The 15,613-nt window shown below is 73.0% G+C and carries 13 protein-coding genes; 11 read left to right on the top strand and 2 right to left on the bottom strand.

Annotated features, from left to right (window positions below; translation table 11 throughout):
• Window positions 1–3: 3 nt before the first annotated feature.
• From B2P18_RS03335 to secA, 11 genes are all read left to right on the top strand, one after another.
• Window positions 4–198 carry a Trm112 family protein gene (locus B2P18_RS03335; RefSeq protein ID WP_037215564.1) on the top strand — a complete coding sequence of 65 codons (195 nt, stop codon included), beginning with the start codon at window positions 4–6 and terminating at the stop codon, window positions 196–198.
• A gap of 47 nt (window positions 199–245) precedes the next feature.
• Complete coding sequence (locus B2P18_RS03330) at window positions 246–1,442, top strand: SIS domain-containing protein (RefSeq protein ID WP_239263885.1); 1,197 nt, start codon at window positions 246–248, stop codon at window positions 1,440–1,442.
• Between the two features lie 106 nt (window positions 1,443–1,548).
• Window positions 1,549–3,021: an adenosylhomocysteinase gene (gene ahcY, locus B2P18_RS03325; protein WP_029211583.1), complete on the top strand. Its 1,473-nt coding sequence runs from the start codon at window positions 1,549–1,551 to the stop codon at window positions 3,019–3,021.
• 191 nt (window positions 3,022–3,212) lie between these two features.
• Window positions 3,213–3,893, top strand: a complete 681-nt coding sequence (mtrA, locus tag B2P18_RS03320; protein WP_029211582.1) for an MtrAB system response regulator MtrA — start codon at window positions 3,213–3,215, stop codon at window positions 3,891–3,893.
• Between the two features lie 3 nt (window positions 3,894–3,896).
• Entirely contained in the window at window positions 3,897–5,693 is a 1,797-nt protein-coding gene (mtrB, locus tag B2P18_RS03315; RefSeq protein WP_286955826.1) for an MtrAB system histidine kinase MtrB, read from the top strand.
• Complete coding sequence (locus B2P18_RS03310) at window positions 5,690–7,462, top strand: GerMN domain-containing protein (protein WP_286955824.1); 1,773 nt, start codon at window positions 5,690–5,692, stop codon at window positions 7,460–7,462. The genes mtrB and B2P18_RS03310 overlap by 4 nt, the downstream gene beginning before the upstream one ends.
• 97 nt (window positions 7,463–7,559) lie before the next feature.
• The gene (locus tag B2P18_RS03305) at window positions 7,560–8,411 is read left to right on the top strand and encodes a ComF family protein (protein ID WP_286955822.1); all 852 of its coding nucleotides are present in this window, start codon (window positions 7,560–7,562) and stop codon (window positions 8,409–8,411) included.
• A 10-nt stretch (window positions 8,412–8,421) separates the two neighbouring features.
• Entirely contained in the window at window positions 8,422–9,123 is a 702-nt protein-coding gene (hpf, locus tag B2P18_RS03300; RefSeq protein ID WP_019287651.1) for a ribosome hibernation-promoting factor, HPF/YfiA family, read from the top strand.
• A 117-nt stretch (window positions 9,124–9,240) separates the two neighbouring features.
• A complete protein-coding gene (locus B2P18_RS03295; RefSeq protein WP_029211578.1) occupies window positions 9,241–9,963 on the top strand; it encodes a response regulator in 723 nt (240 codons plus the stop codon).
• Window positions 9,960–11,324 carry a winged helix-turn-helix domain-containing protein gene (locus tag B2P18_RS03290; protein ID WP_286955821.1) on the top strand — a complete coding sequence of 455 codons (1,365 nt, stop codon included), beginning with the start codon at window positions 9,960–9,962 and terminating at the stop codon, window positions 11,322–11,324. Before B2P18_RS03295 ends, B2P18_RS03290 begins: the two co-directional genes overlap by 4 nt.
• Before the next feature lie 105 nt (window positions 11,325–11,429).
• Window positions 11,430–14,162 (top strand): preprotein translocase subunit SecA, encoded by a 2,733-nt coding sequence (gene secA / locus B2P18_RS03285; protein WP_029211576.1) that lies wholly within the window; start codon window positions 11,430–11,432, stop codon window positions 14,160–14,162.
• A 65-nt stretch (window positions 14,163–14,227) separates the two neighbouring features.
• Here the strand turns inward: secA and B2P18_RS03280 are convergent, their stop codons facing one another.
• Both B2P18_RS03280 and B2P18_RS03275 read right to left on the bottom strand, forming a co-directional pair.
• Complete coding sequence (locus B2P18_RS03280; protein ID WP_019287655.1) at window positions 14,228–14,743, bottom strand: Rv3235 family protein; 516 nt, start codon at window positions 14,741–14,743, stop codon at window positions 14,228–14,230.
• Window positions 14,740–15,606: a LysM peptidoglycan-binding domain-containing protein gene (locus tag B2P18_RS03275; RefSeq protein ID WP_029211575.1), complete on the bottom strand. Its 867-nt coding sequence runs from the start codon at window positions 15,604–15,606 to the stop codon at window positions 14,740–14,742. Before B2P18_RS03275 ends, B2P18_RS03280 begins: the two co-directional genes overlap by 4 nt.
• Between the last annotated feature and the right edge of the window lie 7 nt (window positions 15,607–15,613).

Here is a 15,613-nt window from a genome sequence, read left to right as displayed (position 1 = left end):
GACATGTCCGAGCCCACCACCAGCACCACGATCCAGCCCTGGCTGCGGGAGATCCTGCGGTCCCCGGGCGGCGAGCACGAGCTCGTCGACGCCGAGGGACCGGACGGCCCCGAGCTGCGCTGCGCCGAGCTCGGCGTGGCCTTCCCGATCGTCGACGGGATCCCCGTCCTGCTCATGGACGAGGCCCGCACCCTCTGACCCACCCGCACGAGCACCCGCACCGCACCACCCGAGGAGGGCCGGCGATGCCGCAGCTGGACGAAGCACTGGTCGACGACCTCGACGAGGTGCAGCGCCTCGACTCGCGCGGACACCTCCGGGCGCTCGCCACGGCAGGGGCTCAGGTCCGGGAGGCGGCCCACCTGGCGGTCGAGGCCGGCGTCGACCGGCTCGGTCGCGAGGAGCGTCCTCGGGCCGTGCTCGTGGCCGCGCTCGGCGGGTCGGCGGTGGTGGGGGAGGTCCTCACCGTGCTCGCCGAGGCCCACAGCCCGGTGCCCGTCTCCCAGCGCGCCGCAGGACCCCTGCCCGCCTGGGTCGGGCCCCTGGACCTCGTCGTGGCCGTCTCGCTGTCGGGACGCGCTCCCGGCCCGCTGGGCCTCGCCGCCGAGGCCGGCCGTCGTGGTGCCCAGCTGGTGACGGTCGGGGCGGCCGAGTCGCCGCTCGCGGACGTCACCGCCCGGGCGCGAGGGCTGCACGTCCCGGTCCCGCGGGGCGTCGTGTCCTCCCGGACCTCGCTGTGGTCCCTGCTGACGCCCGTCCTGGTCGCCAGCGCCACCCTCGGGGTCGTCGACCTGCCGACGCCCGTCCTCGACGAGCTCGCCGACCGCCTCGACGCGCAGGCCGAGGCCTGCCGCCCGTCGTCCGAGTGCTTCGTCAACCCCGCCAAGATCGCCGCGCAGACGCTGGTCGAGACGGTCCCCGTCGTGCTGGGGGACGGCCCGCTCATGGGGGTGGCCGCCCACCGCGCCGTCGCGGGTCTGGCCCGCACGGCCCGCATCCCGGCGATGTACGGCTCCCTGCCGGACGCGGCGTCGCAGGTCGTCGCGACCTTCGGCGGGCCCTACACCGCGGCCGGGGGCCAGGGCGTCGGAGCCCGGTCTGGTGGGCGTGGCGCGCCCGGCGGCGCCGGCGGGCGGGACATCTTCGCCGATCCCTTCCTCGACGCCCCCGAGGAGCCGCCGCTCGGGCTGCTCATGCTGCGCGAGGGCGGCCGCGACATACCGCCGGCGCAGTCCTCGCTGGCCGACCTGGTGCTCCAGGAGGCGCACGACGTCGGGGTCCGGGTGCACGAGGTCTCGAGCGAGGCCGGCCACCCGGCCGTGCGGCTCGCCGAGGTCATGGCGCTCACGGACTTCCTCAGCACCTATGCCGCCCTCGGCCTGGGGCTCGACCCCTCCACCAACCCGCACGTGGCCAACCTGCGCGCGGCCGGCCACCCCTGACCCGTCACCTAGACTGGCCGACGGTCGGCGCAGGTGAAACCGTGCAGCCCAGATGGGCGGCGCCGGGCCCAGACTGTCGTCATACCAACCGAAGGGACTGTCCATCGTGACGTTCGACCACCAGGTCCGCGACCTCTCGCTCGCCGAGGCGGGCCGCCACCAGATCCGGCTCGCCGAGCACGAGATGCCCGGCCTCATGTCGCTCCGCGAGGAGTACGCCGAGGCCCAGCCGCTCGCCGGCGCCCGCATCGCCGGCTCGCTGCACATGACCGTGCAGACCGCCGTGCTCATCGAGACCCTCACGGCGCTCGGCGCCGAGGTCCGCTGGGCCAGCTGCAACATCTACTCCACGCAGGACGAGGCGGCCGCCGCCATCGTCGTCGGGCAGGGCACCCCCGAGGACCCGCAGGGCGTCCCCGTCTTCGCCTGGAAGGGCGAGACGCTCGAGGAGTACTGGGACTGCACCAACCAGATCCTGACGTGGGGCCAGGACGCATCCGGCGAGCAGGTCTACGCCAACATGATCCTCGACGACGGCGGCGACGCCACGATGCTCGTCCACAAGGGCAAGGAGTGGGAGGCCGCCGGCCAGGTGCCCCCCACGACCGAGGAGGACTCCGAGGAGTTCGGCGTCTTCAAGGCACTCGTGCGCCGCACCCTCGCGGAGGACCCCCAGAAGTGGACCCGCGTGGCCGCCGAGATCAAGGGCGTCACCGAGGAGACCACCACCGGCGTCCACCGCCTCTACGAGCTGGCCCGCGACGGCGAGCTGCTCTTCCCGGCGATCAACGTCAACGACTCGGTCACCAAGAGCAAGTTCGACAACAAGTACGGCTGCCGCCACTCGCTGATCGACGGGCTCAACCGCGCCACGGACACCCTCATCGGCGGCAAGGTCGCGGTCGTCTGCGGCTTCGGCGACGTCGGCAAGGGCTGCGCGGACTCGCTGCGCGGCCAGGGCGCGCGCGTCATCGTCACCGAGATCGACCCGATCTGCGCGCTGCAGGCCGCGATGGAGGGCTACCAGGTCGCCACGCTCGAGGACGTCGTGGAGTCCGCGGACATCTTCATCACGACCACCGGCTGCTACGACGTCATCCGCACCGAGCACATGGTCGCGATGAAGGACAAGGCGATCGTCGGCAACATCGGCCACTTCGACAACGAGATCGACATGGCCGGCCTGGCCAAGGTCCCCGGCATCACCAAGACCGAGATCAAGCCGCAGGTGCACGAGTGGACCTTCGCCGAGACCGGCGAGAACGGCCAGCCCGCGGGCCGCTCGATCATCGTGCTGTCCGAGGGGCGCCTGCTCAACCTCGGCAACGCGACCGGGCACCCGTCGTTCGTGATGTCCAACTCCTTCGCCAACCAGACGATCGCCCAGATCGAGCTGTTCACCAAGCCGGGGGAGTACTCCACGGACGTCTACGTCCTGCCCAAGCACCTCGACGAGAAGGTCGCCCGCCTGCACCTCGACGCGCTGGGCGTGCGGCTCACCGAGCTGACCAAGCCGCAGGCGCAGTACCTCGGCGTCGACGTCGCCGGCCCCTACAAGCCGGAGCACTACCGCTACTGAGCGGGTCCGCTGCCTGACCGCGCACCTGCCGTATGCCGCGGGCCGACGCCTCCACCCCGGAGGCGTCGGCCCGCTGCGGCATACGGCCTGGTCACCCCGGGACACGCCGTCGGGCCGTGACCCTTCCGTTATCCCGGGCCCACTGTGTGTGAAGATGACGCAGGACGTCCCGCAGCGAAGGAGCACCCCCCGTGAAGAGCCGGATCCTGGTTGTCGACGACGACCTCGCGCTCGCCGAGATGCTGGGCATCGTGCTGACCAACGAAGGCTTCGACGTGACGCACGTGGCCACCGGCACGGCCGCCGTGCCCGCCTTCCGCGAGGTCAAGCCGGACCTGGTGCTGCTCGACGTGATGCTGCCGGGCATGGACGGCGTCGAGGTGTGTCGTCGCATCCGCGCGGAGTCGGGCGTGCCGATCGTGATGCTCAGCGCCCGCACCGACACGACCGACGTGGTCGTCGGGCTGGAGTCCGGCGCCGACGACTACATCGTCAAGCCGTTCAAGCCGGCCGAGCTGATCGCGCGCATGCGGGTCCGGCTGCGGCGTGGCGAGGAGGTCGAGCAGGAGCACCTGACCATCGGTGACCTGTCGATCGACGTGGCGGGGCACGCCGTCAAGCGCGGCGACGAGGCGCTGTCCCTCACGCCGCTGGAGTTCGACCTGCTCGTCGCCCTGGCGCGCAAGCCGTGGCAGGTCTTCACGCGCGAGGTGCTGCTGGAGCAGGTGTGGGGCTACCGCCACGCCGGGGACACCCGCCTGGTCAACGTCCACGTGCAGCGGCTGCGGTCCAAGATCGAGCACGACCCCGAGCACCCGGAGATCGTGCTGACGGTCCGCGGGGTGGGCTACAAGGCCGGCGGACCGGCCTAGGCCATGGCCCGCACCCTCAAGTCCGACCTCGCGGCCCTGCGAGGTCGGATCGCTCGTCTCGGGGGTGGTGCTCTGTCACGCTCCTGGCCGTGGCTGCGGCACGGCGTCAACCGGCTGGTCGAGCTGTGGAGCCGGTCCCTGCTGCTGCGCACGGTCGCGAGCACCATGGTCCTGGGGACGGCGATGCTGCTCATCGTCGGGTCCTACCTGCACGGCCGGGTGGCCGACGGCCTCACCGAGGAGAAGCTGCGGACCGCCTCCAACGACGCCGCCGCCCGGGTGCGCTCGGCGCAGGCGAGGTTCGACGACGCCGACAAGACCGACGACGCCGCGCTGCGCCAGATGGCCACCGACATCGTGCAGCAGGACAAGGCCCCCGACCTGTCGCGCGACGTGATCTTCACGCCCGCGCAGGACAACACGCGCAAGCCGCTGCCGACCGTCGCGGCGGGGGACCTCACCCTCGGCGAGATCCCGGCGACCCTGCAGGGCCGGGTGCAGGCGGACCGCGGGCACCAGCAGATCCAGGTGGTAACCCTGGCGCGCGACGACGGAGAGCTGCCCACCGTGGTCGTGGGGGCGCGGGTCCAGCTGCCGCCCGGGGTGGGTGGCTACGACCTCTACTACGCCTATCCCATGCGGGCCGAGTCCAAGGCCCTCGACATCGTGACCCGCAACCTGCTGCTGGCCGGGGGCCTGCTGATCGTCCTCATCGGCGGCGTGGCGTTCGTCGTCACCCGGCTCGTCGTGGATCCCGTGCGACGGGCCGCGCAGGTGGCCGAGCGGCTCGCCTCGGGTCGGCTGGACCAGCGGATGGCGGTCAAGGGCACCGACGACATTGCCGTCCTCGGCCGGTCCTTCAACCGGATGGCGTCCAGCCTACAGACCCAGATCGTCCAGCTCGAGGGGCTGTCCCGGCTGCAGCAGCAGTTCGTCTCGGACGTGTCGCACGAGCTGCGCACGCCCCTCACCACGGTGCGCATGGCGGCCGACGTGCTGTACGACGCCCGGGGCGACTTCTCCGCCGGCGCGGCTCGCAGCGCCGAGCTCCTCACCGGTCAGCTGGAGAGGTTCGAGAACCTCCTGACCGACCTGCTCGAGATCAGCCGCATCGACGCCGGGGCCGCGACGATCGAGCCGGCGCCCGGCGACCTGCGCGAGATCGCGCGGGAGGTCGTCGACGACGCGGCGGCCCTGGCCGAGCGTCGTGGCAGCACCGTCAGCGTCGTCGCACCCACCCAGCCGGTGGTCGCCGAGATGGACCGGCGGCGGATCACGCGCGTCCTGCGCAACCTCGTCGTCAACGCCATCGAGCACGGCGAGGGGGAGCCCATCTACGTCGAGATCGGGCGCAACGCCCAGGCCGCCGCCGTCGCGGTCCGCGACAGCGGGGTCGGGCTGCGGCCGGGGGAGGCGTCGCTCGTCTTCACCCGGTTCTGGCGCGCGGACCCGGCTCGGGCGCGCACCACCGGTGGGACGGGTCTCGGGCTGTCCATCTCGATGGAGGACGCCCACCTGCACCACGGCTGGCTCGAGGCCTGGGGCCAGCCCGGCGTCGGCTCGTGCTTCCGCCTCACGCTGCCGCTGACCTTCGGCAAGGACGTGACCGAGTCCCCGCTGCCCATGCAGCCCCTCGGCCTGCGCGTCAACCCGCCGGTCCCCACCCAGTCGACCAACGAGGTCCTCGACCCGGTCCCGGGCACCTCGCTCGACGCCGGGACGGCGGGGGTCCTCGCGCTGCTGCCCGACCAGCTCGCGGCGGCGCCGCACAAGGACCCGACCGGGGTGAACCACCCGTGAGGCCGGGCCGGGCACGTCATACGGCCCGTGCCTGGGGCCTCGCGCTCGCGGCCGCGGTCCTGGCGGCGGGCTGCTCCGGGCTGCCGAGATCGACGCCGGTGGTCCAGGGGCAGGCGGTCGGCGGCGCGCAGGACGCGGGGGTGCGGATCATCCCGCGCGGACCGGTGTCCGGGTCGGACGCCGACGACCTGGTGACGGACTTCCTGCGGCAGGGCCTGGGGGCGGACGACGACAGCAGCGTGGCGCGGGAGTACCTCACCCCCAGGGCGTCGGGCCAGTGGCAGCCGGACGGCTCGGCCTGGATCTACGACGGCCCCGAGGCGCTCACGGTCAAGGTCACCGCGCCCGGCACGGTGACGGTGACGGGGCGCATCAGCGCCCAGCTGGACCGCGAGGGGCACTACGCCGAGCTGCCGCCCGGCCAGACGCGATCGGTCGCGCTGCGCCTGGTCAAGGTCGGTGACCAGTGGCGCATCGACGGCGGCCTGGACGGACGGCCGACGGTGTGGATCAGCCGCGCGGACTTCGGCCTCTACACCAGCTTCCCCATCACCTATGTCACGCCGGATGGCACGGGCGTGACCGACCGGCGCTGGTTCCTGCAGGGCCCGGGGCTCGTGACCCGGCTCGCGCGGGCCCAGCTCGCGCCGCCCCCGACCTACCTGCAGGGCGCGGTCCTGACGGGGGTGCCGGAGTACACCGAGCTGGCCCACGGCTCGGTGTCGGTCGAGGGCGGCACGGCCCGCGTGGTCCTCAGCAGCCGGGCCCTCAACGCGGACGACCTCAACCGGCGGCGCATGTGGCAGCAGATCACGACGACCCTGACCGCCGTCGGAGGCGTCGACGCGGTGCAGCTGGAGGCGGACGGCGCCCGGCTCAGCGTGCCCGGGCTGCCGGACCGCGCCCTCGGGGCGGAGGACGTGGACCTGCGCGACGCCGAGGCGCCGACCGGCCCGGTCCTGCTGCGCAGCGGCGCCGGCCTGGAGCGGGTCGACCCGCGCCAGCTCACCGAGAACCGGTCGCGCAAGGAGGCGCGCGCGGACGGCCCCCCGCTGCCCGACGTCGGCCCGGAGTGGTATCGCCTCGCCGCATCCGCCGACGGGCACGAGATCGCGGGCCTCGACGGCGACGAGGAGGAGCTGGCCCGCTGGCGGGACGGCCGGCTGGTGCGGGTGCGCGGGTTCGCCACCGACCTCACCCGCCCGGCCTACGACCCCGCGGGCTACCTCTGGCTGGCCGGTCGGACCACCGCGGGCACCCGCGTGCTCGTCCAGCCGACCTCCGACCTGAGCGGTCGCCCACCGGTCGCGATCAACGTGCCGTGGCTGGCCGACCGGAGGGTGGTCGCCCTGCGGCCCTCCGCGGAGGGGCAGCGCGTCCTCGTCGTGTCCGAGCCGATCGGTGGCGGGCCGTCCACCGTGGGGGTCGCCGGCGTGCTACGCCGCGACGGTCGCCCCGTGGGGCTGGCCACGCCGATCGCCGTGGGCGGTGCCTCGACGGACGTGACCGACGCGACCTGGCTCGACGCCGAGACGATCGGCGTGGTCGGCGCCGTCGACACCAAGAGCGAGCAGCGGGTGGTGATCGCCCCGATCAGCGGACCCAGCCAGGTGCTGGGGACGGTCCGCAACCCCACGGGCATCACGACCTTCGGCGGCAGCCGCAGCATCGTGGTCACCACGCGCCGCGGCGCCGCGCTGGTCCGGTCCGGCAACGGCCTGACCCCGATCGTGTCCAGCACCAGCGACTTCGTGGTCCCCGGCCACTGAGCTGGCGCACGTCGACCTGTGGACGGCCGACGGGCCCCATCCACAGGCCGGCCGTATGCCGTCCGCCCGCTGCCACGCGGGTGGGACGCTGGGGCGCGTGACTCCCACGCTCGCCTCCGCCCTGGTCGACCTGGCGCTCCCGGTGGTGTGCGGCGCGTGCGGCCGTCCAGGCGGCCGGGTGTGCCCGGCCTGCCGATCGGCCCTGTGGGGGTGGTGCTACCCCGGCGGTCCCCGCGTCGTGCTGCCCGACCCCTGCCCGCCGGGTCTGCCGGCCGTCGTGGCCACGGCGGTCAACGACGGCGTCGTCCGCCGGGTGCTGCACGCCTACAAGGACGAGGGGCGGCGCGACCTGCGCGGCACCCTGCTCGAGCTGCTCGTCCCGGCGCTCGACCTGGCGGTCGGGGCGCTGCGCCCGCCCCCGCGGCGGGGGGGGGCGGTGGTCCCGGCCCCCACGTCCCCGGCCGCCCGCCGGCGGCGGGGCGACCGCCCGCTCGAGCAGCTCGTCGCGGCCGCGTCCGGCGAGGTGGCCGGGGCGTCATACCGCTCCGTCCTCACGACGCGGGGCCGTCCCGCCGACCAGGCGCTGCTGGGTCGGGAGGCGCGCGCGGTCAACCTGCGTGGAGCCATGCGCGTGACCTCGCGAGGTGCGTGCGAGCACCTGCGTGGGCGGCCGGTGCTGCTGGTGGACGACCTGCTGACCACCGGCGCCACGCTCGTCGAGGCCGCCCGGGCGCTGCGCTCCGAGGGGGTGGAGGTGGCCGGTGCCGTGGTGGTCGCCGCGACCCGCCGCAACCCGCCACGGGGCGCGCTGGGCAATCACCGACGGCGTGCGCTAACGTCGGGTAACGGCTCGATGACGAGCGTGGTCCTCCCAGATGGACGGGGGTGGTTCGACACAGTTCTCCGCAGGCCCGACGGGCCTGAGTATGTCGAGCAGGTCACTCCCTAGGAGGGAATTCATGGACATCCAGATCACCGGCCGTCACGTCCCCGTCACCGACCGGTTCCGAGACCACGCGCAGGAGAAGCTCGACAAGATCGAGCTGCTCGCCAACCGCGATCCTCGTCTGGACATCGTCGTCTCCAAGCACGGCAGCGCCAACGGCGTGGGCACCATGACCGTCGAGATCACGTGCCGCGTCAAGGGCCCGGTCATCCGGGCCGAGGCGACCTCGGACGACAAGTACGCCGCCTTCGACGTCGCGGCGGACAAGCTCCTGGACCGGCTCAAGAAGGCCAACGACCGCCGTCGCGGCAAGCGCCGCAAGGTCACCACGTCCACCGACGTGCCGCCCCCCGCCCAGCTGGTCGACGCCGGACCCGGTGCCGCCGCCACGCCGCAGCTCACCGCCACCGACGCGGGCTCCGGCGCAGGAGCCGGGGAGAGCCCCTCCGCCACCCCGGAGGACGACGGCCCCGAGGTGGTCGAGGTCGCGGACTCACCGATCGAGGTCCGCGTCAAGCACCACAGCTCCGCTCCCATGAACCTCGAGCAGGCGCTCTACGAGATGGAGATGGTCGGGCACGACTTCTTCCTGTTCACCGACGCCGACTCGGGCACGCCCAGCGTGCTCTACCGCCGGCGCGGCTGGTCCTACGGCGTGCTGCACCTCGACAGCGAGGTGCAGCCCGAGTCCGACCTCGAGAGTCGTTCGACCTGACCGCCGCTCGCACCACCGCCCAGGGGCGGCCCACCACGGGTGGGCCGCCCCTCGGCACGCGGGCGTGACTGGCACGCCAGACCGGGCTGGGGCCCACCACCGTGGCATCATGCGGGCATGACGGGCATCCAGGACATCCACCCCCGATCCCACGCCCCCGGCGACCGGACGCGGCCAGAGCGGATCCGGGTGCTGGTCGCCGACGACCACGTGCTCTATCGCCGGGGTCTGGAGATGGTGCTCGCCCAGGAGCCCGACATCGAGATCGTGGGGGAGGCCAGCGACGGCGCCGACGCGGTCGCGCAGGCCGAGGAGCTCATCCCGGACGTCGTCCTCATGGACGTGCGCATGCCCCGGCTGTCCGGCCCCGAGGCCACGGCCCGGGTGCGGGAGGTCGTCCCGTCGAGCAAGGTGATCATGCTGACGATCTCCGACGAGGAGCAGGACCTGTACGACGCCGTGCGGGCCGGCGCGACGGGCTACCTGCTCAAGGACGTGCCCGGCGAGGACATCGCGGTCGGGATCCGCCAGGTCCACGCGGGTCAGTCGCTGATCTCCCCGCCCATGGCCTCCAAGCTGCTCGCCGAGTTCGCGCTGATGATGAAGCGGCAGGAGGAGGGGCAGCAGATGCCCGTGCCCCGCCTCACGGACCGCGAGCTGCAGGTCCTCAAGCTGGTGGCGCGTGGGATGGCCAACAAGGACATCGCCACGGACCTGTTCATCTCGGAGAACACCGTCAAGAACCACGTCCGCAACATCCTCGAGAAGCTCCAGCTGCACTCGAGGATGGAGGCCGTGATGTACGCCGTCCGCCAGAAGATCCTCGAACTGCCCGAATGACCGCGCGACGGGACGATCTCGGGACCGCCACCGGGCCGGCCTCCCCGGTGCGTCGGCTCACCTTGTCGCAGGCCCGTCGTATGGCGCTCGGGGCCCAGGGCTTCACCCGCCCCCGCCCGGAGGTGGTGACGGCACGCGACCTCGTGCGGGTCCTGTCCACCGTCCAGGTCGTCCAGATCGACTCGGTCAACGTCCTCACCCGCAGCCACTACCTCCCGTTCTTCTCCCGCGTCGGCGCCTACGACACGGCCCTGCTGGACCGGCTGCGTGACCGTGCCCCCCGCCGCATGGTGGAGTACTGGGCCCACGAGGCCAGCCTGGTCCCGCCCACCACCTGGCCGCTGCTCGACGTGCGGATGCGCCGGGCCGAGGACGACGCCTGGGGCGGCATGCGCCGGGTCGCCCAGGAGCACCCCGAGCTCGTGGCCGCGGTGCTGGCAGAGGTCGTCACGCGCGGTCCGCTGACCTCGCGCGAGGTCGAGCGCGCCCTGGCCCACGACCTGCCCCGGCAGCGGGACGACTGGGGCTGGAACTGGTCCCTGGTCAAGAACGCCCTCGAGCACCTCTTCTGGGCCGGGCGGATCACCAGCGCCGGGCGGACGGCCGGCTTCGAGCGGCGGTATGCCGCCCTGGAGCGCGTCCTGCCCCGCACCGTCCTGGACGACGTGGCCGCCGCACGCGCCGCGCGGGCCGCCGCCGAGGTGTCGTCCTCGACATCGCCGACATCGCCGACATCGCCGACATCGTCCGCCGAGCCCTACGCCAAGCCCCAGGCCGAGCCCCACGCCACGCTCGACGCCGAGCACGTCCGGCGGCTGGTCGAGCTGTCCGCCCGCGCGCTGGGGGTCGGCACGCTGCGCTGCCTGCGGGACTTCTTCCGCCTCTCGCCCCAGCAGGTCGGCCCCGCGGTCGCCGACCTCGTGGCGGCGGGAGCGCTCGTCCCGGTGACCGTCGAGGGGTGGCGCGCGGCGGCATACGTGCACCGGGACGCCAGGGTGCCTCGCACGGTGACGGCGAGCGCCCTGCTCAGCCCGTTCGACTCGCTGGTCTGGCAGCGGGACCGGACCCGGGCGCTGTTCGGCTTCGACTTCCGACTCGAGATCTATGTGCCCGCCGAGCTGCGGGTGCACGGCTACTACGTCCTGCCGTTCCTGCACGGCGAGCGGCTCGTGGCGCGCGTGGACCTCAAGGCGGACCGGCCCACCGGCCGGTTGCTCGTCCGCGGGCTGCACTGGGAGGACGGCGCCGCGTCGGAGGAGGCCGTGGTCGCGCTGCAGCAGGAGCTGTCCACGCTCGGGCACTGGCTCGGCGTCCCCGACGTTGTCCATGACGGCGTGCGTGCGGACCGACCAGCTCGCTGACGCCGGGTTGCCACCCAGCGCCCGCAGGACGGACTACCCTGGGCCAGGTGTGCGCCGACCAGGGGGTCGGCCCCCACGCGTCATCCATCATCGAGGGAGCTCAACGTGTCAGTGATCGAGCGTCTGCTGCGCGCCGGTGAGGGCAAGACCCTCCGCCGGCTGCAGGGCATCGCGGCCCAGGTCAACGCCGTCGAGGAGGACTTCGAGCGCCTCACCGACGCCGAGCTGCGGGCCGAGACGGACACCTTCCGGGCGCGACTCGCGGACGGCGAGACCCTCGACGACATCCTCCCCGAGGCCTTCGCCGTCGTCCGCGAGGCCAGCAAGCGCACCCTCGGCAAGCGGCACTTCGACGTGCAGCTGATGGGCGGGGCAGCGCTGCACCAGGGCAACGTCGCCGAGATGAAGACCGGTGAGGGCAAGACCCTGGTCGCGACCCTGCCGGCCTATCTCAACGCCCTCGAGGGCAAGGGCGTCCACATCGTCACGGTCAACGACTACCTCGCGTCCACGCAGGCCGAGCAGATGGGCCGCGTGCACCGCTTCCTCGGGCTGGAGACCGGGTGCATCCTCGCCTCGATGACGCCCGAGCAGCGGCGGGCCGAGTACGCCAAAGACATCACCTACGGCACCAACAACGAGTTCGGCTTCGACTACCTGCGCGACAACATGGCCTGGTCGACCGAGGAGCTCGTGCAGCGCCCCCACAACTTCGCGATCGTCGACGAGGTCGACTCGATCCTCATCGACGAGGCGCGCACCCCGCTCATCATCTCCGGGCCCGCCGACCAGGCGACCAAGTGGTACGTCGAGTTCGCCCGCCTGGTGAAGCGGCTCGAGCGCGGGACCGACGGCGCCGGCGACTACGAGGTCGACGAGAAGAAGCGCACCGTCGGCATCCTGGAGGCAGGCATCGCCAAGGTCGAGGACTTCCTCGGGATCGACAACCTCTACGAGTCGGTCAACACCCCGCTCATCGGCTACGTCAACAACGCCATCAAGGCCAAGGAGCTGTTCAAGCGCGACAAGGACTACGTCGTGATGAACGGCGAGGTCCTGATCGTCGACGAGCACACCGGCCGCATGCTGCCGGGCCGTCGCTACAACGAGGGCATGCACCAGGCGATCGAGGCCAAGGAAGGCGTCGAGATCCAGAACGAGAACCAGACGCTCGCCACGATCACGCTGCAGAACTACTTCCGGCTCTACAAGGTGCTGTCCGGCATGACCGGCACCGCCCAGACCGAGGCCGCCGAGCTGCACCAGATCTACAAGGTCGGCGTGGTGCCGATCCCGACCAACCGCCCGATGATCCGCAAGGACCAGCCGGACCTCGTCTACCGCACCGAGGCGGCCAAGTTCGAGGCCGTCGCCGACGACCTGCAGGAGCGGCACGCCAAGGGCCAGCCGGTCCTCGTCGGCACCACCTCCGTGGAGAAGTCGGAGTACCTCTCCGAGCTGCTGCGTCGTCGTGGGGTGCCGCACGAGGTCCTCAACGCCAAGCACCACGAGCGCGAGGCCGCGATCGTCGCGGAGGCCGGGCGCAAGGGCGCCGTCACCGTCGCCACCAACATGGCCGGTCGAGGCACCGACATCATCCTCGGCGGAAACCCCGAGTTCCGCGCCATGGCCGACCTCAAGGCCCGCGGGCTGGACCCCGACGAGACGCCGGAGGAGTACGAAGCGGCCTGGGACGAGGCGCTCGCGGCGGCGGAGCGGGCCACCGCGACCGCGCACGAGGAGGTCGTCGGCTACGGCGGGCTCTACGTCCTCGGCACCGAGCGGCACGAGTCCCGCCGCATCGACAACCAGCTCCGCGGCCGGTCCGGTCGCCAGGGCGATCCCGGCGAGAGCCGGTTCTACCTGTCGCTGCAGGACGACCTCATGCGGATGTTCAACGGCGCGATGGTCGAGACCTTCATGGCCCGGGCCAACATCGAGGAGTCGGTCCCGATCGAGTCCAAGATGGTGAGCCGCTCCATCCAGAGCGCGCAGACCCAGGTCGAGGGCCGCAACTTCGAGATCCGCAAGAACGTCCTCAAGTACGACGACGTCCTCAACCGCCAGCGCACCGTCATCTACGACGAGCGACGCAGCGTCCTCGAGGGCGAGAACCTCCAGGACCAGATCCGGCTGTTCATCAACGACGTCGTCGACGGCTACGTCACGGCCGAGACCGGTGAGGCCTTCCCGGAGCAGTGGGACCTCGACCGGCTGTGGACGGCGCTGCGCCAGGTCTGGCCGGTCGCGGTGACCTGGCAGGAGCTCGAGGCGGACGCTGGCGGCCGGTCGGCGTTGCGGAGCGAGGACCTCGCCCTGGAGCTCAAGTCGGACGCCCAGCACGCCTACGACCAGCGCGAGGCGGAGCTCGGCGAGCCCGTCATGCGCGAGGTCGAGCGCCGGGTCCTGCTCTCCGTGCTCGACCGCAAGTGGCGCGAGCACCTCTTCGAGATGGACTACCTCCAGGAGGGCATCGGCCTGCGTGCGATGGCCCAGCGCGACCCGCTGGTCGAGTACCAGCGCGAGGGGTTCATGCTCTTCGAGGCCATGATGGACGGGATCAAGGAGGAGTCGGTCGCCTACCTGTTCAACCTCGAGGTGGAGATCGGCGAGGAGGAGGCTCAGCGCCTCTCCGACGCGGCCGAGGCCAAGGCCGAGGCCAAGGCACAGTTCAAGGCCAAGGGCCTGGAGCCCGAGCGTCATCAGGAGCGGCTGCACTACAGCGCGCCCGGCGAGGACGGTGGCGTCGAGGAGCACGACGAGGGCGCACCCGACTCGTCCGCCGGCTCCCGCAAGGAGCGTCGCGCCGCCAAGCGCAGCCAGCGCAAGGGACGCTGACCAGCCTGTATGACGAACGCCCCCGCACCGGGTAGCCGGGTGCGGGGGCGTTCGTGCTGGTGGGGTCAGCCCACCACGAGCTCGTCGATGACCCAGCGGCCGTCGCGACCGACCATCCGGAAGGCCAGCGCACGGACCCGCTCGCCCACGACGACGACCGCCGTCACCTCGGCGAGGCCGTCGCGGTCGCCCGAGACGTGGACGCTGCGCACGACCGGGCGTCGGCCACGACGTGCGTGCCGGTTGCCGACGGCCTGCGACCCGCGCGCCAGCCGGGCGTAGACGTCGGTGGTGGTCCAGCGCACCAGCTGGCTGACCGGCCGATGCGCTCCGAGCACCTCCACGAGGGCCTGACTGACCTGCTGGGCCCAGACCCGGGCGGACGGCAGGTCCGCGCTGGCGGTCGGCTGGGGCCCGAAGAAGGCGTCCCGCTCGTGGAAGTCGAGCGCGAGCACCGGCTGGCGGTCGTGGTCGGGCTCGTCGTCGAGCGGCAGGGTGACGACGCCGCCGGCGGTGTCCAGCGGCTCCGGGGCGATCACCGGCGCGGGGCGCAGGTGCGGACGGGTCGCGATGACGGTCATGGGTTCCCCTGGAGCTGGTTCACGGTGGGTGCGGCCACCGGGGCGGTCAGGACCTGTCCCGGCAGGATCAGGTCACGGTCCGGGCCGATGGTGTCGCGGTTGCGGTCGTGCCAGGCGGCGCAGGCCCGCGCCACGGTCTCGGCGTCGGCGTCGGGCGGCAGGTGTCGAGCCGCGATCCTCCACAGCGTGTCCCCACGCACCACGACGTGGGTAGCCGCCGGTGCGGGGCGACCGGTCTGGGCCTGGCGGGCCGGTCGCAGCTCGGGGTCGACGGGGGAGGGCTGGGGAGGAGCAGGCGCTCGGAGCTCCGGTGACACGGGGCCGGCCGGGGCACCAGCGCGGTCGCCCTGCCTGGAGCCCGGGGACGAGGACGTCGTCCAGCCCGCGGTGGACCGAGCCCGGGAGCCGTCGGACGGGGTCGCGGGTGCCGCCGCGGTGGTCCCGGCCGTCGACGCGACGGTGGCCGCGGGCGACCGGGGCGCGGCCTGGGCCGGGAGGGCCGTGGCCCCGAGGCTGACGCCCAGGAGCAGGGCGGCGACCCGAGCGCGCCCGGTGGGGAGCATCAGGTGGGAGGGCGAGCCGGGCCCGGCGTCCGACCTCGCGGCCTCCTGGGAGAGGGACCAGACGTCGGTCGAGGTCCGTGCCAGCCAGGCGCCGGCCCCGAGCGCCAGCGCGAGCTCGACCGCCGAGACGAGGACGTCCGGCAGGCCCAACGAGCCGGTGCCGGCCTCGACCAGCTGCCGGCCGAGCAGGACGGCCACGACGACGCAGGCCGCGGCGCCCAGGGCCGTCCCGGCGATGACGAGTGCTGCGCGGGCACGACGCGGACGGGTGGCGTGCACGGGCAGGGGTCGACTGGACATGGCAGCG

The organism is Arsenicicoccus sp. UBA2120 (assembly GCF_002330965.1).
Taxonomy (GTDB): Bacteria; Actinomycetota; Actinomycetes; order Actinomycetales; family Dermatophilaceae; genus Arsenicicoccus; species Arsenicicoccus bolidensis.
The sequence above is the reverse complement of the archived record's forward strand: the minus strand, read 5'-3'. Positions and strand labels throughout refer to the sequence as shown.